Origin of the sequence: Streptosporangium pseudovulgare (assembly GCF_014648055.1) — a bacterium.
Lineage (GTDB): Bacteria > Actinomycetota > Actinomycetes > Streptosporangiales > Streptosporangiaceae > Streptosporangium > Streptosporangium pseudovulgare.
Genome location: NZ_BMQJ01000010.1, coordinates 75,990 through 96,510, shown reverse-complemented (window position 1 = coordinate 96,510; position 20,521 = coordinate 75,990). Strand labels below are relative to the sequence as shown.

General features: G+C 74.4%; 17 protein-coding genes. 6 read left to right on the top strand and 11 right to left on the bottom strand.

The window, feature by feature from the left end; genetic code table 11:
• Nucleotides 1-144 precede the first annotated feature (144 nt).
• From IEZ10_RS20460 to IEZ10_RS20440, 5 genes are all read right to left on the bottom strand, one after another.
• Nucleotides 145-402 (bottom strand): hypothetical protein, encoded by a 258-nt coding sequence (locus IEZ10_RS20460; RefSeq protein ID WP_189248111.1) that lies wholly within the window; start codon nucleotides 400-402, stop codon nucleotides 145-147.
• Between the two features lie 539 nt (nucleotides 403-941).
• Complete coding sequence (locus tag IEZ10_RS20455) at nucleotides 942-1,691, bottom strand: ZIP family metal transporter (RefSeq protein ID WP_189248110.1); 750 nt, start codon at nucleotides 1,689-1,691, stop codon at nucleotides 942-944.
• A gap of 165 nt (nucleotides 1,692-1,856) precedes the next feature.
• Entirely contained in the window at nucleotides 1,857-2,819 is a 963-nt protein-coding gene (locus tag IEZ10_RS20450; protein ID WP_229811460.1) for an FAD:protein FMN transferase, read from the bottom strand.
• Complete coding sequence (locus tag IEZ10_RS20445) at nucleotides 2,819-3,433, bottom strand: FMN-binding protein (protein WP_189248109.1); 615 nt, start codon at nucleotides 3,431-3,433, stop codon at nucleotides 2,819-2,821. The genes IEZ10_RS20450 and IEZ10_RS20445 overlap by 1 nt, the downstream gene beginning before the upstream one ends.
• 148 nt (nucleotides 3,434-3,581) lie before the next feature.
• Nucleotides 3,582-4,961: a ferredoxin reductase family protein gene (locus tag IEZ10_RS20440; protein WP_189248108.1), complete on the bottom strand. Its 1,380-nt coding sequence runs from the start codon at nucleotides 4,959-4,961 to the stop codon at nucleotides 3,582-3,584.
• Between the two features lie 149 nt (nucleotides 4,962-5,110).
• Between IEZ10_RS20440 and IEZ10_RS20435 the strand changes: the two genes are divergently transcribed.
• Both IEZ10_RS20435 and IEZ10_RS20430 read left to right on the top strand, forming a co-directional pair.
• On the top strand, nucleotides 5,111-5,857 hold the full coding sequence (locus IEZ10_RS20435) for a response regulator transcription factor (protein ID WP_189248107.1): 747 nt from the start codon (nucleotides 5,111-5,113) through the stop codon (nucleotides 5,855-5,857).
• Nucleotides 5,858-5,895: 38 nt separating this feature from the next.
• Entirely contained in the window at nucleotides 5,896-7,452 is a 1,557-nt protein-coding gene (locus IEZ10_RS20430) for a sensor histidine kinase (RefSeq protein ID WP_229811459.1), read from the top strand.
• A 155-nt stretch (nucleotides 7,453-7,607) separates the two neighbouring features.
• Here IEZ10_RS20430 and IEZ10_RS20425 read toward each other — a convergent pair whose 3' ends face one another.
• Nucleotides 7,608-10,775: a chondroitinase family polysaccharide lyase gene (locus IEZ10_RS20425; RefSeq protein ID WP_189248106.1), complete on the bottom strand. Its 3,168-nt coding sequence runs from the start codon at nucleotides 10,773-10,775 to the stop codon at nucleotides 7,608-7,610.
• Nucleotides 10,776-11,123: 348 nt separating this feature from the next.
• Here IEZ10_RS20425 and IEZ10_RS20420 point away from each other — a divergent pair, with 348 nt between their 5' ends.
• From IEZ10_RS20420 to IEZ10_RS20410, 3 genes are all read left to right on the top strand, one after another.
• Entirely contained in the window at nucleotides 11,124-12,218 is a 1,095-nt protein-coding gene (locus IEZ10_RS20420; protein WP_189248105.1) for a GntR family transcriptional regulator, read from the top strand.
• On the top strand, nucleotides 12,211-13,284 hold the full coding sequence (locus IEZ10_RS20415; protein ID WP_189248104.1) for a Gfo/Idh/MocA family protein: 1,074 nt from the start codon (nucleotides 12,211-12,213) through the stop codon (nucleotides 13,282-13,284). Before IEZ10_RS20420 ends, IEZ10_RS20415 begins: the two co-directional genes overlap by 8 nt.
• 71 nt (nucleotides 13,285-13,355) lie before the next feature.
• Nucleotides 13,356-14,609 (top strand): hypothetical protein, encoded by a 1,254-nt coding sequence (locus tag IEZ10_RS20410; RefSeq protein WP_189248103.1) that lies wholly within the window; start codon nucleotides 13,356-13,358, stop codon nucleotides 14,607-14,609.
• 124 nt (nucleotides 14,610-14,733) lie between these two features.
• Here the strand turns inward: IEZ10_RS20410 and IEZ10_RS20405 are convergent, their stop codons facing one another.
• Nucleotides 14,734-15,606, bottom strand: a complete 873-nt coding sequence (locus IEZ10_RS20405; RefSeq protein ID WP_189248102.1) for an arginase family protein — start codon at nucleotides 15,604-15,606, stop codon at nucleotides 14,734-14,736.
• A gap of 74 nt (nucleotides 15,607-15,680) precedes the next feature.
• Here IEZ10_RS20405 and IEZ10_RS20400 point away from each other — a divergent pair, with 74 nt between their 5' ends.
• Nucleotides 15,681-16,211 (top strand): CGNR zinc finger domain-containing protein, encoded by a 531-nt coding sequence (locus tag IEZ10_RS20400; protein ID WP_189248101.1) that lies wholly within the window; start codon nucleotides 15,681-15,683, stop codon nucleotides 16,209-16,211.
• A gap of 137 nt (nucleotides 16,212-16,348) precedes the next feature.
• Here IEZ10_RS20400 and dmpG read toward each other — a convergent pair whose 3' ends face one another.
• Genes dmpG through IEZ10_RS20380 form a run of 4 tightly spaced genes read right to left on the bottom strand, consistent with a single transcriptional unit; the run spans nucleotide 16,349 to nucleotide 20,445 of the window.
• Complete coding sequence (gene dmpG / locus IEZ10_RS20395; protein ID WP_179827582.1) at nucleotides 16,349-17,359, bottom strand: 4-hydroxy-2-oxovalerate aldolase; 1,011 nt, start codon at nucleotides 17,357-17,359, stop codon at nucleotides 16,349-16,351.
• Nucleotides 17,356-18,264 carry an acetaldehyde dehydrogenase (acetylating) gene (locus IEZ10_RS20390; RefSeq protein WP_189248100.1) on the bottom strand — a complete coding sequence of 303 codons (909 nt, stop codon included), beginning with the start codon at nucleotides 18,262-18,264 and terminating at the stop codon, nucleotides 17,356-17,358. Before IEZ10_RS20390 ends, dmpG begins: the two co-directional genes overlap by 4 nt.
• Nucleotides 18,261-19,448 carry a carboxylesterase family protein gene (locus IEZ10_RS20385; protein ID WP_189248099.1) on the bottom strand — a complete coding sequence of 396 codons (1,188 nt, stop codon included), beginning with the start codon at nucleotides 19,446-19,448 and terminating at the stop codon, nucleotides 18,261-18,263. The genes IEZ10_RS20390 and IEZ10_RS20385 overlap by 4 nt, the downstream gene beginning before the upstream one ends.
• Nucleotides 19,449-19,461: 13 nt before the next feature.
• Nucleotides 19,462-20,445 carry an amidohydrolase family protein gene (locus IEZ10_RS20380; RefSeq protein ID WP_189248098.1) on the bottom strand — a complete coding sequence of 328 codons (984 nt, stop codon included), beginning with the start codon at nucleotides 20,443-20,445 and terminating at the stop codon, nucleotides 19,462-19,464.
• Nucleotides 20,446-20,521: the final 76 nt, after the last annotated feature.

The following is a 20,521-nucleotide window of genomic DNA, read 5'->3' as shown; positions in this document are numbered from 1 at the left end:
CGCCCATACCCTCGCCGACCAGCACCCTGGCCTGGGTCGGCGCGGTGTCTCCAAGGCTCTGAACGAACTCGTCGCCCTGGGGTACTACATACGCCGCACGATCCGAGACCCGGCGACCGGACGGATCCGTACCGAGACCACCGTTTACGACACCCCGCAGCGTGACGCCGCGGAGGCGGCGCCGATGACCGCCACACCGGCCACCGGCGCACCAGCCACCGGTGCGGCGGTCACGTCCCCTGAAGGGGTTAATAACTGGAGTAAAGAAAAACCCCCTTCCCTGGAGGGGTCATCAGACGCTTGGACACCGAACAATACGGACAACTCCCACAATATTTCAGAAAAGCCGGCAAATGCGAATATCTCTAAAAGTCCAGATAGTTCGGCCAGTATGGCGGTCATCGCGTCGTTCCGAGGTGCGGACGCCCGCCTGACCGTGCGTGCCGAGGACATCCCAAAGGTGGCCGCGCTCGTCGACGAGTGGTTCGCACGCGGCGCCGACGCCGCGGTCATCCGCACCGCGGTGACGTCGGGAATGCCTTTCGGCGTCCTGCGCTCTCCCCTGGGGTTCATCCTGTATCGGTTACGCGACAGGATGCCCACGCCCCCGGCGCCCGTCGCGGCGCGTCCGGCCGCCGAGTGCGATGACTGCGCGCGCCCCGTCAGGTCACCCGGCCGATGCCCATGGTGCGTCACCGGAAGTGAACGAAGACGGCCCGCGCCTATCGCCGACGTATCCCGCCACGTGGCCCTCGCCCGCGAACTGCTGACAGCACAAGCCAGAACAAGCCATGACATCCCGACGGTACGGCCGGCGATTCTCATCCCGGCTCCCCGCCCACCCGGTGGAGCGTTCCCGGCTCCGCCCAGCCGGTCGGGAGCCGCGCCGCCGGGCGGGCCCGGGAGCGGCGTTCCCCCTCCGAGCCGGACGAGGCCCGGCGTCAGAGGCGTTCGATGACGAAGGCGGTGAGGAAGCCGACGGTGGTGATGAGCCCGGTGAGGACGTGGGTGCGCTCGAACGCCTCGGGGATCATGGTGTCGGCGATCATCGCGAGGATGGCCCCGGCGGCGACGGCGGTGATGAGCGCGACGAGGGCCGGGGAGGCGTTCCGCAGGGTGAGGTAGCCGACGCAGGCCGCCGCGGCGCTGGCCAGCGCGATGCCGCCCCAGACGCCGAAGACGTACCGGGCGCCGCGGCCGGCCCGCTTCATGCCGGCGGCACTGGAGAGTCCCTCGGGGACGTTGGAGATGAAGATGGCGGCCAGCACCGCGACGCCCACCTCGCCTCCGTGCAGCAGCGACAGTCCGAGCACGACGGACTCGGGGACGCCGTCGAGCAGTGCCCCGACGGCGATGGCGGCGCCGCTGCCCGGCGACTCGCTCTCACCGGCCTGCTGGTCCCCGGAGCGCTTGCGGTGCCGGGCGCCGTGCCGGGACAGCAGGGCGTTGGCCGCGACGTAGGCCACCGCCCCGGCGAGGAACCCGGTCATGGCCGGGACCAGCCCTCCGGAGCGTTCGGCCTCGTCGACGAGGTCGAACGCCAGCGCGGAGATCAGCACGCCGGCGCCGAAGGCCATGATCGAGGCGATCACCCGGGGCGGCACCCGTACCGTCCAGGCGACCGCCGCTCCGATGACCAGGGCGCCGCCGGCGACCAGCCCCCACAGCCCCGCCTCGACCCACTGCGGCACGGTGCTCTCTCCGTTCCCGCGCCGGCCGGGTGCCGGCGCGTCCTCGCGTCGAAGGTCGCTACCCACTGTTCAGCGGGGATACCACCCGATCAGCGAACCCCCGGTCACGTACGGCGGGCAGCGGGGCGACGGCCGGCGAGGGGCATCGTACGGCGGGCGGCGGGGTCACCGTACGGCGGGCGGCGCGGCGCCCGGGAAACCGGAGGTGCGCCAGGTGTCGCCGGAGGCGGTGACCGCGAACGCCTCCACCCCGTCGAGGCCCTCCACCCATTCGCGGGCCGCGCCGCCCATCGCGAAGGCGGCGGTGGCGTAGGCGTCGACCAGGGTCAGGCTCGCACCCACCAGGGTGACGGAGACCAGCCCGGCGGCGGGGCGGCCGGTGTGCGGGTCGACGATGTGCGTGCCGCGCTCGGCCGTGCCGGAGGTCGCCACGGCGAGCCCGCCCGCCGTGGCATCCGCGGGGTCGCTCCCCGTGGCGCTCGTGACGAGGGCCACGGAATCGCCCCCGGTGACGACGGTTACGGGGCCGCTTCCGGTGGCGGGGATCGCGGGACGGCTCCCGGTGACGGCGCTCGCGGGGACGCCCCCGGTGACCACGGTGGCGAGGTCGCCGGGGCGCAGCGGGTGGGCGACGCCGACCCGCCACGGGCGGCCGGGCGCGGCCGTACCGGCGAGCTGGATGTCGCCGCCGCCGTTCACGCAGTGGTTCACCGCGCCCGCCCGGGTGAGGATGCGCGACGCCCGCTCGATCGCCCAGCCCTTCACCAGGCCCGAGGGGTCGAGGCGGCCCCCGGGCCGCGCCGTGAAATATCCGAGGGAGGTCCCGGCCACCGCCTCGCACAGGCCGAGGACCTCCGTGACCTCCGGCGGGCAGTCCGCCGGGCCGATCTCCCCGCGGTCCAGGCGGCTGACGAAGCTGCCGGGCCGGTAGGTCGAGAAGACCTCGTCGACCCGGTGCAGCCACGCCACGGCCTCGGCGACGGCTCCGGCGGCGGTTTCAGCGGCGGTTTCGGCGTCCCCGGCCCCGTGGGCGTGCCGTACGTCGAAGGAGAAGACCGTGCCCATCACGTGCTCGACGTGCCGGGTCGCCGCCGGGCGCACTCCAGCGGAGACGTGCGGAACGGTCATCAGAGGCCCGCCCTGTCCAGGGCGCTCTGCAGCGAGCGGATGTAGCCGTCGCTGGTGTAGGTGGCGCCCGAGACGGTGTCGATGTCGGCGGACTGGGCCGAGAGCACCGCCTCGTTGAGGATCGGCAGCGCCTCGTCGTTGATCTCGATGTCGCGGTGGTTGCCCATCGGCGCCTGGAGCACCTTGACGCCGGCCACCTTGCCGCCGGAGAGCACCAGCTCCACCTGCACCGGGCCCCAGCGGGTGTCGGCCGCGTCACCGGTCACCGTCCTGTCGCCGCTGGTGGCCCCGGCGGTGGCGCCCGGCCCGGTCCAGGAACCCGAGCCCGCCGAGGTCCGGCCGCTCTCCCCGTCCTCGCCGCCCCGGTCACCGCCGAAGCCGTCGTCTCCGCCGAAGCGGCCGGAGCCGTCCCGCGACCGGCGGAACCCGCCGTCCGCGTCGCCGTCCGTGTCACCGTCGGCTCCGGAACCGGAGGTGCCGGTGCCGGTGCCGGAGTCGTCACGCGACACCGCGGCGGGCCGCTGGGCGGTCGTCGCCACCTCGTGGGGTTTGAACGACAGGAGGAGGACCAGGCCGACGGCGGTGACGAGGATCGCCGCGATCGCTCTGCGCATATGTGTTCCTTAGGAGTGTGTGACGTGCTTCGGGGCGGCTTCGGGATGTGCGGAGTGCTTCGGGCCGCCTGTCAGCGGCCCGGTTTCGGACCGGCCTTCGGATGCGGCTTCGGACCGGCTTCGGAGGCCGGTTCCGGAGGGCCGGCTCTCAGAACTCGAACGCCTCGTGGTGGATGTGCCGCTTCGGCACCCCGGCGGCCCGCAGCGCCGACACCACCCCGGCGGTCATGCCGGCGGGCCCGCAGACGTAGACCTCGTGGCCGGGGAGGTCCGGGACGAGCTCGCGGAGCGTGGCGGGCGCGAACGCGTCGCCGATCCCGCTCCGGGGGCCGAGGCAGGAGTGCATCACCGCGCCGCGGCGGGTGGCGATCTCCTCAAGCTCCGCGCGGAACACCAGGTCGTCGGCGGTGCGGGCCCGGTAGAGGAGGGTCAGGTCACCGGGGGCCGCCGGGATCGACTCGAACAGGGCGCGCACCGGGGTGATGCCCACTCCCCCGGCGATGAGCAGCACCTTGCGCCGGGTGCGGCGGGACGCGGTGAACGCTCCGTAGGGGCCCTCGGCCACCACGCGGGTGCCGGGGCGGAGCCGGGCGATCCGGCGGCTCTGGTCGCCGAGGTCCTTGACGGTGATCCGCAGTTCGTCGCCGGTGGGCGGGGCCGACAGCGAGTAGGGGTTGGGCGACCACCACAGGTCCCGGGTCAGGAACCGCCACCGGAAGAACTGGCCGGGTTCGGCCCGCAGCCGGTCCAGGTTCCGCCCGGTGATGTGGACGGAGACGACCCCGGGGGCCTCGGGCACGATCCGGGCGACCCGGAGGCGGTGCCGGAACGCCTGCCGTACCGGGGTGAGGAAGCGGTACCACAGGAGCAGCGCGGCGACGGAGAGGTACAGGGCGTACCAGGCGGCCCGGGTGGGGGCCGACCCGATGAACTCGTCACCGGTGGCGAGCTGGTGCCCGAACGCCAGCCAGGCCGCGAGGTAGGTGTAGAAGTGCAGGTGGAACCAGGTCTCGTAGCACATCCTGGGCCGGACGGCGCGGGCCGAGACGGCGCCGACGCCGACCAGGAGCAGCAGCGCCACGGTGGCCTTGAGCATGTCCGGGTAGGTGAGGTTCAGCGTCACCGTCTCGCTCACCACGTCGGTGTTCTCGGTCACCGCGTAGCCCCAGGTGATCAGCAGCGCGTGCGCCACCGCCAGCCCGACGACGTAGCGGCCGCCCATGGAGTGCCAGCGGGCCAGCCGGTCGGATCCCACCCCCCGCTCCAGGGCGGGGACGCGGGCCATCAGCGCCAGCAGCACCGCGATCGCGTATCCGGCGAGCAGGCCGGTGACGCGGCCCGCCTCGGTCAGCCAGCCGTCCGGTCCGGCGACGGCGGGCGTGTTCACCCACCACAGGACCAGTACGGCGAGCGTCCCGGCGGCGACGGCCGCCAGGACGGCCTCCGGACGCGCCCGGACGCCCCCGGCGGGAACGGCCCGGGAGGGTCCGGAGGCGGCCCGGCCCGTTCCGGCGAGGGTGGTGGTCACGGATGTTTCTCCTCTCGTCGAACGTGATTCACCGTGCCCCCGGAACCTCTCGTTTTCCTCTGAACCCGTTCATACGGTGACGATTCATAGGATTCTCAGAGGCGGTTCAGAGGAGCCGCACGGGCGACGAGGAGGACTCTGGTACCACCATGCACGCGACTTCCCGTGATCCCGCCTCCGGCGGCCTCCCCGCGCTCCTGCGGCCCGACGGCGCCCCCGTCCGCGTCCTCGTCGTCGACGACGAGCCCGACCTGGTGGAGGTGCTCTGCGCCGTCCTGCGGCGCGAGGGCTGGGAGGTGCGCGGCGCCACCGACGGCACGGCCGCGGTGGGCGCCGCCCGCGAGTTCCGCCCCGACGCGGTGCTGCTCGACGTCATGCTGCCCGACATCGACGGTCTGGAGGTGCTGCGCCGGCTGCGCGCGGAGTCGCCGGACGTGTGCGTGCTGTTCCTGACCGCCAGGGACGCCGTGGAGGACCGGGTCGCCGGGATCACCGCGGGCGGGGACGACTACGTGACCAAGCCGTTCAGCCTGGAGGAGGTCCTGGCCCGGCTGCGCGGCCTGCTGCGCCGCGCCGGCATGGCGCGGGTCTCCGCCGGGGGCGACCGGCTGGCCGTGGGCGACCTGGTGATGGACGAGGACGCGCGCGAGGTGACCCGCGGCGGAGAGCTGGTGGAGCTGACGCCGACCGAGTTCGAGCTGCTGCGCTTCCTGATGCTCAACCCGCGCCGGGTGCTCAGCAAGGCCCAGATCCTCGACGAGGTCTGGTCCTACGACTTCGGCGGCCAGGCGCACGTCGTGGAGCTGTACATCAGCTACCTGCGCAAGAAGATCGACGCGGGCCGCCCGCCGCTGATCCACACCGTGCGGGGCGTGGGATACGTGTTGCGGCCGTGAGGTTCCGTCCGCCACGTGTCACGGCCGCCGGCCTCCCCGTGCCGCGCACCATCCGGGCCCGCCTGGTCGCCGGGGTGCTCGTGCTGCTCACGCTGGTCTGCGCCGGGGTCGGCGCGGTGACCTCCCTGGCGATGGAGCGGTTCATGGTGGACCGCCTCGACCAGCAGCTGTCGGTGACGGTCGGCAAGTTCGCCGCCACCCTGGAGCACCGCCGGGAGCGCGGCGGGTACGGCGGGTACGGCGACAGCCGCGGGCAGTCCCCCGGCACGCTGGGCGTCCGCCTGGTGGGCGGCCGGGTGACCGACGCCGCCGTGGTCGTGCCGGGCGAGGCGGACCCGGAACCCGGCCGGGGCCTGTCGGCGCACGACGCGGCCGTCCTGGCGTCGGTGCCCACGGACGGCCACGGCCACAGCGTGGAGCTGTCGGCGCTGGACGACTACCGCGTCATGGCGGTCGACGGCGGGGACGGCGACGTCCTGGTCAACGGCCTGCCGCTGGAGGGCGTCAACGCCACGGTGCACCGGCTGCAGTTCATCGAGGTCGTGGTGTTCGCCGCCGCCATGGTCTTCGCCGGGGTGGCGGGCACGGTCTGGGTACGGCTGTCGCTGCGCCCGCTGGAGCGGGTGGCGGCCACGGCCCGGCGGGTCAGCACGCTCCCGCTGGCCAGTGGCGAGGTGGCGCTGCCCGACCGGGTGCCGGACGAGGACCCGCGGACCGAGGTGGGCCAGGTGGGTGCGGCGTTCAACCGCATGCTGGGCCACGTCGGGGAGGCCCTCGCCCGGCGGCACGCCAGCGAGCAGCGGATGCGGACGTTCGCCGCGGACGCCAGCCACGAGCTGCGCACCCCCCTGGCGACCGTACGGGCGCACGCCGAGCTGGCCCGGCGCGACCCGGGCGAGGTGTCGCCGGAGGTGCGGCGCTCCCTGGAGCGGATCGACGCCGAGTCCTCCCGGATGGGCAAGCTCGTCGACGACCTGCTGCTGCTGGCCAGGCTCGACGCGGGCAGGCCGCTGGCCCGCGACCCGGTGGACCTGACGCGCGTGGTGATCGACGCGACCGGCGACGCGCGGGTCTCCGCGCCGGGGCACCGCTGGCGGCTGGAGCTGCCGGAGGAGCCGGTCACGATCACCGGTGACGCCGACCGGATCCACCAGGTCGTCGCCAACCTGCTGGGCAACGCGCGTTCGCACACCCCGCCGGGCACCACGGTCACCGTCTCGGTCCGCGCCGCCTCGCCCGCGCCCGGCGGTCCGGGAGGCGCCGGAGACCCGGAGGTTCCGGACGGTCCGGGCGCCTCCGGGGTCTCCGGGGTCTCCGGCGGTCCCGGGTCCTCCGGCGGCCTCGGCGGCCCCGGGCCGGTGGAGTTGGCCGTGGCCGACGACGGGCCGGGCATCCCGGAGGAGATCCGGGACGACCTGTTCGAGCGGTTCGTCCGGGCCGACAAGGCGCGCTCCCGCGCCTCGGGCGGCACGGGCCTGGGCCTGGCCATCGTCCGGGCCGTGGTCACCGCGCACGGCGGGACCGTCGGCGTGGACAGCCGGCCGGGCCGTACGGTCTTCCGCGTCCTGCTGCCCGCCGGGACGGACCGGGGCTGACCCCGCGCGCCGGGGACCGCCGCCCCGCGTCCCCTCTCCGCCGTCCGACCCCCGCGATCCCCGGACGCCACCGTCCGACCCCCGCGATCCCGGACGCCGCCGCGCCCCGCGCGGCTCCGGGTCACGCGCGGCTCCGGGTCACGCGCGGCTCCGGGTCACGCCCGCCGCAGGCGCACCTGCACCGGCCGGCCGTCCACGGTCTCGAACCGCACCGCGGTCGCCTCGCCCCGCACCCGCGCCTCGCACGGCTGGTCGCCGTCGGCGCGCCAGCGTCCCCGCAGCGTCACCCGCATCAGGTGCGGGTGGCTCGGGCTGGTCAGCCATGGCCGCGACCAGGGGCTGTAGTGGCCGACGTAGCGGCCGCGCTCGTACTGGTCGGGGTCGATCCCGCCGTAGAGCCGCAGGTCGGGGTCGCACACCGCCAGCGCCAGCCCGTCGTCCCCGTCGGCCCTGACGAGCACCATGGAGGGCGTGTCCACCTCGCGCACGGGCCCCTCGGCGTCCCTCAGGGGTGAGAAGACCGCGTAGCCGGTGATCCCGGTGGCCCGGTCGCGCACCACGTGCGCGACCGTGTCGGCGCGCAGCACGGTGTACGGCGCCGCCGCCGGGTCGTCCATCGCGGCGGCGAAGGCGGTCATCCGCTCGGGGGTGGCGCCGACCACCATCGCGTACTCGTACCCGCCGTCGCGGGGTGAGACGCCGTGCCTGATCCAGGCGGTGGCGAAGTCGCCGGTGGTCGGCGCCTCGGTCGCGTTGTCGCGGGAGGTCTGGGCCGATCGGGTCAGGCCGATCCGCTGCCCGGGCGCCAGGTAGTAGCCGACGCCCTTGTCGTCCAGCAGCCAGCGCGGCGCGATGTCCGGCGCCGCCGTGTAGGGGAAGGCCGTGACGGGTTCGGCGGCGCCGACGTGGGTGGGGTCCGTACGGGCGGCCAGGTGGGTCTGGAAGAGCGTGGTCTCGGTCTCGTGCCGGGAGTCGTTGCCGATGCCGGTGCCGACGGCCACGATCCGGTCGTCGAACAGGAAGACCGACTTCAGCGCGCGGTGCGAGCCCTCGTACTTGGGGTGCTCGCGCAGTTCCATGGCGAACATGCCGTTTCGGCCGTCGATGGTGTGCGCCCCGCCGAACCGCGAGTCGGTGAGCAGCATCTCCTCGATGGCCCCGGTCAGGTCGCCCTTCAGCTCGTCGAGCGGCAGGTGCACGGTCGTGGCGCCGGGCCGGCGGTTCCAGTCCCAGCCCTGCTGGACGTAGCCGCTGGCGGCGTTGCCGACCGGGTTCCCCCGGTGCAGCACCTGGATCTGCCCGTAGGTGTTGTACCGGCCGTACCAGTTGGCGCCCTCGTAGATCTCGGTGCTCCACAGGTACCGGTTGTGCCCGCGCACCGTGACCTGCCACTCGTCGCGCCGGTGGACGGCCAGGGCGGCGTAGTTGACGGCCCAGTTGCCGGTGGGGGCGGCCTCGGCGGTGACGCCGCGGGCCGCCAGCCGTTCGGCGACCTTCCTCTGCGCCGCGGTCGGCGCGGCGGGCAGCAGCCGCAGGAAGGCGGCGGCGAGCTCGGGGTCCACGTCGCCGCTCCCGCCGGGGGTGCCGGAGATCGCCATCCACTGGTACGGCACCGGCGACAGGGCGGTCAGCCCGCTGGGGTTGCGCCCGCTGATCGAGATGGGCCAGTGGTTCCTGTTCGCGTAGACGCGCATGGCCAGCAGCGCCCGCTTCAGCCAGGAGTGCGGTTCGTCGGCGAGGCGGAAGGCCCCGCCGCTGAGCACGTAGACCAGCGGGGCCAGGCCGGTGAAGCCGTCGCGGACGTAGTCGGGGAAGAAGCCGACGTGGTGGAAGACGGCCCCGTCCACCTTGAGCCCGTCCTGGATTCCCGCGGTGGGGAGCAGCGCCCGGTTCAGCCAGTCGAGCAGCGCCCGCAGCCAGGCGATCCGCTCGGCGTCGGTGTCGCGCAGCAGCGCGGCGGCGAGCATGCCGCGCAGGGTGGTGTTGAGGATGTCCATGACGCTGCAGTGGGCCTGGCGGTGCGTCCGGTCGCGGAAGACGCGGCCGAACCCGCACAGCCACGTCAGGTCCGCGCGGACCCCCTCGAACAGCCCGGCCTCCCGCAGGACGTCCCTCATCAGGTACACGGAGTCGTAGTAGCCCCGCACGTTGTAGCCCAGGTGGTGGATGGTGCCCTGGCAGCTCCCCCAGGTCCAGCCCTGGTCCCTCAGGTGGGCGGTCATGCGGACGTAGAGGTCGGCGAGCGCGGGCCGGTGCGCCGGTCCGGCCGAGGCGTGGGCCAGCGCCAGGCTCCGCATCAGGTCGGTGTAGGCGCCCAGCGCGACCGGGTCGGCGAACGCCTTCAGCTCGGCGGCGATCGCGGCGGGGTGGATCTGCGTCTGGTAGGAGAAGACCGGGCGTCCCGTCCCCGTCGAGGTCGCCTCGGGCACGCCGTACGCGGTGACCTGGGCGGTGAGCGCGGCGACCGAGGAGTCGTCCACCGTCACCGGCGTCAGGAGGTAGTCGTCCCGGTAGCGGGCGGTGAGGGTGCGCAGGGAGGCGGTCTCCTCCGCCGACGGCGGGGAGGTGTCCATCCGGGCGCGGGCCAGCAGCCGGTCGAACAGGTACAGCGCCTGCCAGTGCTGGGCGTCGTAGTCGTCGCCCTCGGCGGCGATGTCCGGCACCTGGGCGTCGCGGCAGGGGGCGTCGGGCCGCAGCGGCGCGTTCAGGATGAGCTGGTCGAGGTGGAGGACCCCGGTACGGCGGGGCGCGATGATCCGCAGGGTGTCCATGCCGGGGTGCGGCCGGCCGCGCATGTCGTAGTCGTAACGGACCCAGGCCGTCCGCCAGCCGGTGAAGCCGAGCCGGAACTCGAACCAGGCGTCGGTTCGGTCGCCGCGGCCGAACTCGAAGCGGACCACGTCGTCCGCCGGCGTCTCGTTGAAGATCCAGACGGAGAAGGTGTCCACGGTGCCCTGCCACGCCTGGTCGTCCAGCGGCCGGTAGGGGTCGGGGGCGAACCTCAGGGGAGCTTCGACGGTGATCATGGAGCGGTCGCCGTGCTCCCAGCGGAGCGAGTGGCGCCCGCAGATCGCGGCCCGGTCGCTGATCGTGAGGGCCGAGCCGGGCCCGGCGGTGAGCTGCGGCGGGACGGCGGTCTCCAGCAGGAAGACCGGCGGGTCCATGGCCAGCGCGCGCCGTTCCAGGTCCCCGGGGTCCCCGGGCGCGGCGTCGCGGGCGGCCGCCCGGCCGGCGGCGGGCGCCGCGCCGGGGAGCGGGAGCACGGCTCCGGCCACGCCCGCCGCGCCGGCCCGGAGCGCGGTCCTGCGAGTGATCTCCACCACGGGTGCCTCCCTGGGATCGGACTGGCCGTATCCAACGGGAGGAAAAACATATGAATAAAGAACTAATCACCGATTTTTCCGGATCTGTCATCTGCCGACGCCCGGCGACCCGGGATTTACCGGATTCCTCTCTGAATCATCCGTTGACGACGAGATGAATCCATGATCAAGATGCCGTCATCCCCTCCCCTCACGGAGGGGCCGTTGTTCCTCCCCTTCTCCTTCGGAAGGGGACCCGGATCCCGCAGGAGTGCCCGTTGAACCGCCCCCTCCCCCGCCGCCGGACGCCCGGCCCCCCGTTCCGAAGGCCGTCCGGCCCCGGCGCCGTACCGGGCGGCGGGTGACGCCGTGCCCGACTCACGGGAGCTGAAGTTCCGCAAGCTCGCCACCGACCTGCGCACCGCGATCCGCTCGGGCGTCTGGGCGGGCGGCGCGAAGCTGCCCACCGAGCAGGAGCTCGCCAGGGCGCACCGGGTCAGCCTCACCACCGTCCGCCGCGCGGTGGACGAGCTCGTCGCCGAGGGGCTCGTGATCCGGCGGCAGGGGGCGGGCACCTTCGCGGTCCCGCGGACCATGACCGTCCACGGCGGGGCCGCGATGGTCGGCGTGGTCGTGCCGGACACCGCCCTGTACTACCCCAAGGTGCTGGAGGGCGTCGAGGAGGTGCTGACCGCCGCCGGGGCGCGGCTGCTGCTGACCTGCTCCCGCTACCGGCCCGAGGAGGAGGACGCCGCGCTGCGGCGCATGCTCGACTCCGGGGTGGACGGCCTGCTCGTCGTCCCCACCCTGCTGGGCAGCGCCGACCCCGCCGCGCTCGTCCGCCGCCTCGCCGCCCTGCCGGTGCCCACCGTGCTGATCGAGCGCGGCCTGGACGACGGCGACGACCCCAGCGAGCACGTCCGCACCGACCACGTGGCCGGGGCGTACGCGGCCGTGCGCCACCTGGCCTCGCTCGGCCACACCCGCCTCGCGCTGCTGTCCCGCTCGGGCAACCCCACCAGCGCCCCGGTCGGCAGGGGCTTCGCCGCCGCCGTCGCGGGCCTGCGCCTGCGGGCCGCCGAGCCGTTCTCCGCCCCGTACGGCGAGTGGAACTCCGAGGTCGCCGACGCGCAGGTGCGCCGGGTCGTCGCCGAGGGCGCCACGGCCGTCGTCTGCTTCGGTGACCGCGAGGCCATCATGGTGGTCTCCGCCGCCCGGCGGGCGGGCCTGGCCGTACCGGGCGACCTGGCGGTCGTCTCCTACGACGACGAGATCGCCGAGCTGGCGGAGGTGCCGCTCACCGCCGTCTCCCCGCCCAAGCGACATCTCGGCCGCCAGGCGGCCGAACTCCTGCTCCGCCGCCTGGGTGAGCCCGATCTGCCCCGTCACCAGATACGGCTGCGCCCCGGCGTCGTCGTGCGCCGGTCGTGCGGCGCCCACCCGAGGGAGGCCGCCGATGGCTGAGCTGCGTCTGGGACTGGTCGGCGCGGGCGCCGTCGGCGTGCTGCACGCCGAGGCGGCGCCGCGGGTGCCCGGTGTGCGGGTGGGCGCGGTGTGCGACGTGGACCCGGAGACCGCGCGCCGGATCGCCGCGCCCCACGGCGCGCCGGTGTACCGGGACCACCGCGAGCTGCTCTCCTCGGGAGAGGTGGACGCGGTGGTGGTCGCCACCCCGCACGCGCTGCACACCGCGATCGTGTGCGACGCCGCCGCCGCCGGGCTGCACGTCCTGGTCGAGAAGCCCATGGCCACCTCGCTCGCCGACTGCGACCTGATGATCGCCGCGTGCGCCGCCGCCGGGGTACGGCTGGCCGTCGGGCACGTCCAGCGCTTCCTGCCCGACAAGGCCGCGGCGATGGCGGCCCTGGCGGCCGGAGGGATCGGTGAGCCGCTGATGATGTCCGACCGGCGCGGCTCCGACTACCGGCCCGGCTCGCGGCCCGGCTGGTTCCTCGACCGGGGGCTGTCCGGCGGAGGGGTGTTCATCAACATCGGCGCGCACAGCGTGGACCGGCTGGTGTGGCTGTCCGGCCGGCGGGTCGAGCGGGTGGACGCCTCGATGACCAGCTCCCTGCCCGCCGCCGGGCCGGCCGGCCTCTCCCCCGTGGAGACCGACGCGCTGGTCAGGCTGGCGCTGTCGGGCGGGCCGGCCGCGCAGGTCGCGGTGACCTCCACCGGCCCGCCCGCCCCGCACGACGAGATCGTCGTCGTCGGCGAGCGCGGCACGCTGTCGGTCTCCCCCCACACCGGCACGGCGCTGCACCGGGACGGCACGACGACCTGGCTGCACCGGCCGGGCGGCGACGACGTCCCCGCGGCCTTCGCCGCCCAGCTCGCCGACTTCGCCGACGCCGTACGGTCCGGCCGGGAACCGGCGGTGACCGGGGCGCACGGACGGCACGTGCTGGAGGTCGTGCTGGCGGCCTACGCCTCGGCGGCCCGCCGTACCCCGGTGCCGATCCCGGCGGGGGACATCGGCCCGCGAACGAACGTCCTGAGGCAGGGCGCATCACCCCGTCCTCCAATATGATCTTCGAACTCCGCGGGCCGCCCGGTGGGCACCTCGGGCGGTCCGGGCCGCGAGCGTGAGAGAGGCACGGAATGGTCGCTTCGAACGGCTACGGGTACCGGCACGGCACCATGGCGCGCGCCGCCGTGGACCTGGACTCCATCGACGAGCAGCTGAACGACATCAGGCGGATCCTGGAGACGGAGTGCGCCCTGCCCTCGGGCGCGTTCGGGTGGGGCGCCGAGATGGGACGCAGGTCGTACGAGAAGTACCGCAACGCCTGGCACGATGAGCTGGACTTCGCCGTCAAGGAGGGGCGGCGGATCTCCGAGCTCGCGGCCGAGACCGACAGGGGCTACCTGAACGCGGAGAGCCCCCGGGTCCAGGAGCTGCTCTACACGGTCGGCTGGGCGCCCGACGGCTCGGGGCGCTTCAAGGAGCAGCCGTCCTCCCCGGCGGGACCGCCCGGTGACGCCGACAGCGGCAGCGACGGAAGCTGGCTGCACCGGGGGCTGCTCGGCGTGGGCGTCCTGGGGCTGGGCGTGGACTCCTGGGCGCTGAAGCGCTATCCCGAATGGCGGCAGCTGACGCTGGAGTCGCGCCGGGCCCGGAAGGCGTCGCCCTACCTCCGCGGCAAGAATCCGATCGTCCGCGAGGCCCTGGCGTCCGGCCGATCCCCGGCCCCGCCGGGTCACACCTGGTACATCGACCGCAAGGGCGGAATGGTCACCGTCAAGTCGCAGTCGGCGGTGCTGAGCAGGTCGACGACCAGTGTCCTGCACTTCGCGCGGCGGTTCTCGCTGATGGCGCTGGCCGCCGGGGTCGTCTGGGAGCTGCTGGCCGTCCCCTCCGACGCCGACCTCAACCGGGCGGCGCTCGGGTGGGACGAGATCGCCCGCAGGGCCAGGCAGATCTTCGGCGGCGACCTGGCCGCCATCCACGAGCTCGCCGCGGGCGACTGGAGCGGCGTGGCCAGGAACGCCTCCGACGAGCGGATCTTCTCCTTCATCAGGGGCGGGATCGACCTGGCCGACTTCGCCTCCGACATGGCCGCCCGCCTGAACGGCCTCATCGAGCAGCTCAACGCGCTGCACAAGGCGGCGTACTGGACGGCGTCCGTCACAGTGGCCGCCCTGGTGGCCCACGCCGCCCTCTCGTTCACCCCCGCCGGGCGGCTGATCGCGCGGTTCCTCGGGTCCCAGCTGACGACGATGGTGATGTTCATGATCAATATCGCCCCCGCGCTGGCGGCCTCGGCGTTCACCGGCAGCCTGAAGGACGCGTTCTACGAGCGCACCTTCCCCGCCGGCCGGGACCCGTACCGGCTCCGGTACGGCTGGCTGTGACCCCGGCCCTGCGGCGCGCGACCCCGCCACGACCACCGAGCCGGCCCGGACAGGCCGCGACGCCCACCCGGGCGTCCGGCTGAGAGGACCGATCGCTCACGCAGGTCGAGGTCTGCGGGGGACGTCACGTGAGCGCCGCCACCAGGATGTCCGTAAGAAGGGCGGCCTGGGCGCCGTCGGGGTCGAGGTCGGGGTCGAAGATCGTCAACTGGAGCCCGGCGGCCCCCGGCATGGCGAGCAGTCCGCGCAGGATCCCGACGAGTTCGTCCGGCGTCATCCCGCCCGGCGCCGGCGAGTCGACCGCCGAGAGGATCTCCGGGTCCAGCACGTCGGGGTCGAGGTGGATCCAGAAGCCGTCGTGCCCCAGCGTCCCGCGCGCCGCCTCCAGCGCCCCCTCGGCGCCGCTCACGCAGGCCAGCCCGCTGCCTTCGATGTCAGCGAGGTCCTCGTCCTCCCGCACGCCGATCAGCACCACGTCCTCGTCGCGCACGTACGGCCGCAGCCCGTCGATGTCCACCAGGTGCGGCTCGCCACGCCCGGTCACCAGCGCGACGCTCTCCCCGCCGGCCGCCCCGACGTGCGGGGAGTTGCCCAGGTGCCGGAAGTCGGCGTGCGCGTCCAGGTAGGCCAGTCCGTACCTGCCGGTGCGGCGCAGCGCGAGGGCGGGCCCGAGCAGGATCGAGCAGTCTCCGCCCAGCACCACGGGGAAGCCGCCCGACTCCCTGATCGCGGCGATCCGGTCGGCCAGCCGCCGGGTGTACGCCGCGATGGCCTGCCCGTTGCGCACGCCGTCGCCAGGCTGCCAGGTGGCCACGTACCGGGGCGGCACCGCGGCTCCCGCGTCGTCCGCGCCGAGCCGCCGGAGCAGCCCGTGATCGCGCAACGCCCAGGGGGCCTTGTAAACGCCCGGAACCGTGTCCGGGGCGGGTGGCCGCAGCCCGAGGTTGGAGGGCGCGTCGAGGAGAGTGAGCCGCCTGTCAGTGGTTACCTGCTTCATACGCCTGACGGTAGCAGTCGACTCCGAGGTTGTCATGGGTTAAATTGAGTTAAGTCGTTATCGGAGGCGCTCGGATGCGGGAATACGCGGAAACCGGCCTGGTGGCGCTGGACCTGGCCAACACCTGGGACGAATACCTCGACGTCCCCGAGCGCCTTCCGTCCGTGGAGGCGCTCGCCCTGTTCTGCCGGGCGCTGTCGATCCCCGCGCCCGCGCCCCCGACCCCCGCGGACCTCGCCGAGGCCCGCGAGACCCGCGCCCGGCTGCGCGGGATCCTCGCCACGGCGCCCGCCGGCCGCGCCGCCGCCCTCGCCGCCTGGGCCGGCACCCTGCCCCTGCGCCCGGCGATCACCATGGCCGACGGCCTGCCCCTGCTCCGCCCGGCGCCCGCGGAGGACCGCCTGTCCGTCCTGCTGGCCGCCCGCGCCATCGACGACCTGCTGTCCCTGGCGTCCTCGGGCGAGTGGGAACGCCTGCGCCTGTGCGCCGCCACCCCCTGCCGCGACGCCTTCCTCGACCGGAGCCGCCCGGGGCGTCGCCTGTTCTGCTCCACCCGCTGCGCCAACCGCGCCCACGCCGCCGTCTCACGCGCCCGCCGCCGCTGACCCTCGCGCGGCTCCGCCCTGGCCCCCGGGCCCGCGCGTCCGGGCCCGGCGGGCCGACGCGCGCCCCGTCATCGGACGGCGGGGGGCGCGGGAGGGCCGTCCCGACCGCCGTCCGGTGCTCGCCGGCGGAACGCCGCTCAGCCGTCCCGGGAGGTCCGCAGGTCGAGGGCGATGTCGACGATCATGTCCTCCTGCCCGCCGACCATCCCGCGGCGGCCCGCCTCGACGAGGATGCTCCGGGTGTCCAGCCCGTAGCGGGCCGCGGCGTCCTCCGCGTGGCGCAGGAAGCTGGAGTAGACCCCCGCGTAGCCGAGCGTGAGCGTCTCCCGGTCGACCTGGACGGGACGGCTCTGCAGCGGCCGGACCAGGTCGTCGGCGGCGTCCATCAGCGCGAAGAGGTCGCAGCCGTGGTCCCAGCCCATCAGGTCCGCCACCGCGACGAACGCCTCCAGCGGGCAGTTGCCCGCTCCGGCGCCCATCCCGGCGAGGGAGGCGTCCACGCGGGTCACGCCGTTCTCCACCGCGACCACCGAGTTGGCGACGCCGAGCCCCAGGTTGTGGTGGGCGTGCACGCCGATCTCGGTGCCGGGGTCGAGGACGTCGCGGTAGGCGCGGGCCCGCTCGCGCACGCCGTCCATGGTGAGGCGGCCGCCGGAGTCGGTGACGTAGACGCAGTGCGCGCCGTAGGACTCCATCAGCTTCGCCTGCCGCGCCAGCTCGGCGGGCGGCGCCATGTGCGACATCATGAGGAACCCCGCGACGTCCATGCCGAGCTCGCGGGCGACGCCGATGTGCTGCGCGGCGATGTCGGCCTCCGTGCAGTGGGTCGCCACCCGCACCGACCGCACGCCCAGCGCGTGGGCGCGGCGCAGGTCGGCGACGGTGCCGATGCCGGGCAGCAGCAGCGTGGTCAGCACGGCGCGGGACATGGCCGAGGCGGCGGCCTCGATCCACTCCTCGTCGAGGCACGCCCCGGGGCCGTAGTTGACGCTGCCGCCGGCCAGCCCGTCGCCGTGCGCGATCTCGACCGCGGCGACGCCGGCCCGGTCGAGGGCGCCGGCGATCGCGGCGACCTGCTCGGCGGTGTAGCGGTGGCGGATGGCGTGCATGCCGTCCCGCAGGGTCACGTCCTGCACGTAGAGCTTCATCGGGCGGCCGTCCTCTCCGCGACGCGCAGCGCCGCCGACGTCATGATGTCCAGGTTGCCGGCGTACGCGGGCAGGTAGTGGGCGGCGCCCTCGACCTCCAGGAACACCGAGACGAGCAGCCCTTCGCCCCCGAGGCCGGCGAGGGGGTCGCCGGCGCCGACGGCGCGGAACTGCACCTCCTGCTTGAGCCGGTAGCCGGGCACGTAGGCGGCGACCTCGGCGACCATCTCCTTCACCGACGCGGCGACCGCGGCCGGGTCGCACTCGGGGACCAGGCAGTACACGGTGTCGCGCATGATGACGGGCGGCTCTGCCGGGTTGAGCACGATGATGGCCTTGCCGCGCCGGGCGCCGCCGACGACCTCCAGGGCGCGCGACGTCGTCTCGGTGAACTCGTCGATGTTGGCGCGGGTCCCGGGGCCGGCCGACCGGGAGGCGATCGAGGCGACGATCTCGGCGTAGGCGACGGGGGCCACGCGCGACACCGCGGCGACGATCGGCACGGTGGCCTGTCCGCCGCAGGTGACCATGTTCACGTTGCCCTCGTCCAGGTGGCGGTCGAGGTTGACGGCCGGGACGACGTAGGGGCCGATCGCCGCGGGCGTCAGGTCGATCAGCCGCTTTCCGTACGGGCGCAGCGCCGCCTCGTTGCGCCGGTGCGCCCCGGCCGAGGTGGCGTCCAGCACCACCGAGACGTCGTCGAAGCAGGGCAGCCCGATCAGGCCCTCGACGCCCTCGTGCGTGGTCGTCACGCCCATGCGGCGGGCCCTGGCCAGGCCGTCGGAGTCGGGGTCGATCCCGGCCATCGCCGCGACCTCCAGCGTCTTCGACGTCCTGATCACCTTGATCATCAGGTCGGTGCCGATGTTGCCCGAGCCGATGATCGCGACCTTGGCTCTGCTCATTCCGTTACCTCCTCGCCGCGGCAGAACCGGGCGAACTCCGTGGTCATCGATTCGGCGAGCTCCTCCACCCCGGGCCCCTCGCCGGTCAGGGGCGTGCCGTGGTTGCCGAGGTAGAGGGGCACGTCCACGAGGTGGCAGGCGCCGAGCGCGACGCCGCCGTGGCTCATGGGCGAGCGGTGGGCGCACACCAGCAGCCGGGCGGGGCCCCGGTGTGCCCGGACGAGTTCCTCCGCGGGCCGCTGGAAGATCTCCTGGTTCTCCGGGTCGTCACCGCCGATCGCGGCGAACAGCCGCATCTCCTCGGTCGTGGTCGTCACCAGGAGCGGCACCGGGGCGGCGGCGCCCGACCGGATCGCCTCCATCGGGTGGACGGCCAGCAGGTCGCCGTCCACCACGGGCGCGACCGGCAGCAGCCCGCCCACCGGCGGAACGGCCCGTACGGCCGCTTCCTCGGCGGCCAGCAGGGCGTCCACGGACGCGCCGACGGGGTCCGCGCCGAGCGCGCGGCCGGCCGCAGAGGTCCAGGCGGCGGCCTCGGCCGGGGTGGCGAAGCCGTACGGCACCGGGCTCATCGCCACGGCCCGGGTGAACAGGCCGGGGGCGCAGGTCATCAGGGCCAGGACGCTGGTGCCGCCCGCCGAATGGCCGGCGAGGGTCACCCGGTCCGGGTCGCCGCCGAACGCGGCGATGTTGCCGCGCACCCACTCCAGTGCGGCGATCTGGTCGCGCAGGGCGAGGTTGGCCGGTACGGCGCCGTCGTACCGGAACCCGGCGTAGCCGAGCCGGTAGTTCACGGTCACCACGACGAGGCCGTGGTCGCGGGCGAGCGCGGCGCCGTCGTACATGCGCTGCGCGCCGGAGCCGAACACGAACGCGCCGCCGTGCAGGAGCACCAGCACCGGCCGCCGTCCCTCGCACGAGGAGGTCCAGACGTTCAGGTACAGGCAGTCCTCGCGGCCGGTGGACGGGTCGATCTCCAGGCCGGGCACCCAGGCCATCCGGCCGGGCCGCTGCGGCGCGGGCGGGCCGGGGGTGAGGGCGTCGGCGACGCCCCGCCACGGCCGGGCGGGGACGGGAGCGGCGAAGCGGCGGGCCGGGGCCGCGTACCGCACGCCCCTGAACGCGAGGACGCCTCCGGCGTCGAGGCCCCGCAACGTCCCCAGGGGCGTGTGCGCGAGGGTCACGGCGCCTTCCCCGTCATGAGTCCAGCCCCAGGAACCTCTTCGCGTTGCCGCCGAGGATCGCGGCCCGGTCCGCGTCGTCGAGGCCGGGGCACTCCCGGACGGTCGAGCCCGGCTCCTGCTCGCCCAGCGGGAAGGGGAAGTCGGTGCCGAGCATGACCCGGTCGGCGCCCATCACGTCGATGAGCAGGCGCAGCGCCCGCGGGTCGAACACCGCCGAGTCGACGTAGAAGCGGTCGGTGTACGCCGAGGGCGGCCTGGGCGAGTCCTTCCGGACGATGTCGCGGTTGCGCCAGGCGTTGTCGGCGCGGCCGAGGAGGAAGGCGAAGCTGCCTCCGCCGTGGCAGAAGCAGAGCCGCAGCGACGAGGGCAGCCGCTCGAACGCGCCGGACAGCATCAGCGACAGGATGCCGAGCTGGGTCTCGGCGGCCATCCCGACCAGCCACGGCAGCATGTAGCGTCCCATGCGGTCCGCGGCGAGCATGTCCCACGGGTGCACCAGCACCGGCATGTCCTCGTCGGCGCAGTGGGTGAGGAACGCGACGATGTCGGGGTCGTCGAGGTTGCGGGGGCCCACGTGGTTGCCGATGTGCACCCCGCGGTGCCCGGCGGCCCTGGCCTTGGTGACCGCCGTGCTCGCCAGCTCCAGGTCCTGCAGCGGGACCTGGCACAGCGGCAGCAGCCGGGCGGGGTCCTGGGCGCAGTAGGCGAGGATGCGGTCGTTGACCATCTCGCACCAGTCGGCGGCGCGGTCGGCGGCGGCGGCGTACCCGAACAGCAGCGGCGTCGAGGAGACCGCCTGCACCCGCACGCCGGAGCGGTCCATCGCCGCAAGGCGCGCCGCGGCGTCCCACAGCTCGGGGGTGACGGGGCGGTAGTCGTCCTCGCCGCTCATCATCATGCCGTCGCGCAGCCAGGGCTCGCCGGCGCCCGCGAGGACCCGGCTCTCCTCCCGGGAGATGCGCGGGAAGACGTGGGCGTGGACGTCGATGACCGTCATGCGGACGCTTCCCCCGATCCCGATCCCGATCCCGTGCCCGCCGTACCCGGTCCCGTGCCCGCGGGCGGGCGCCCGC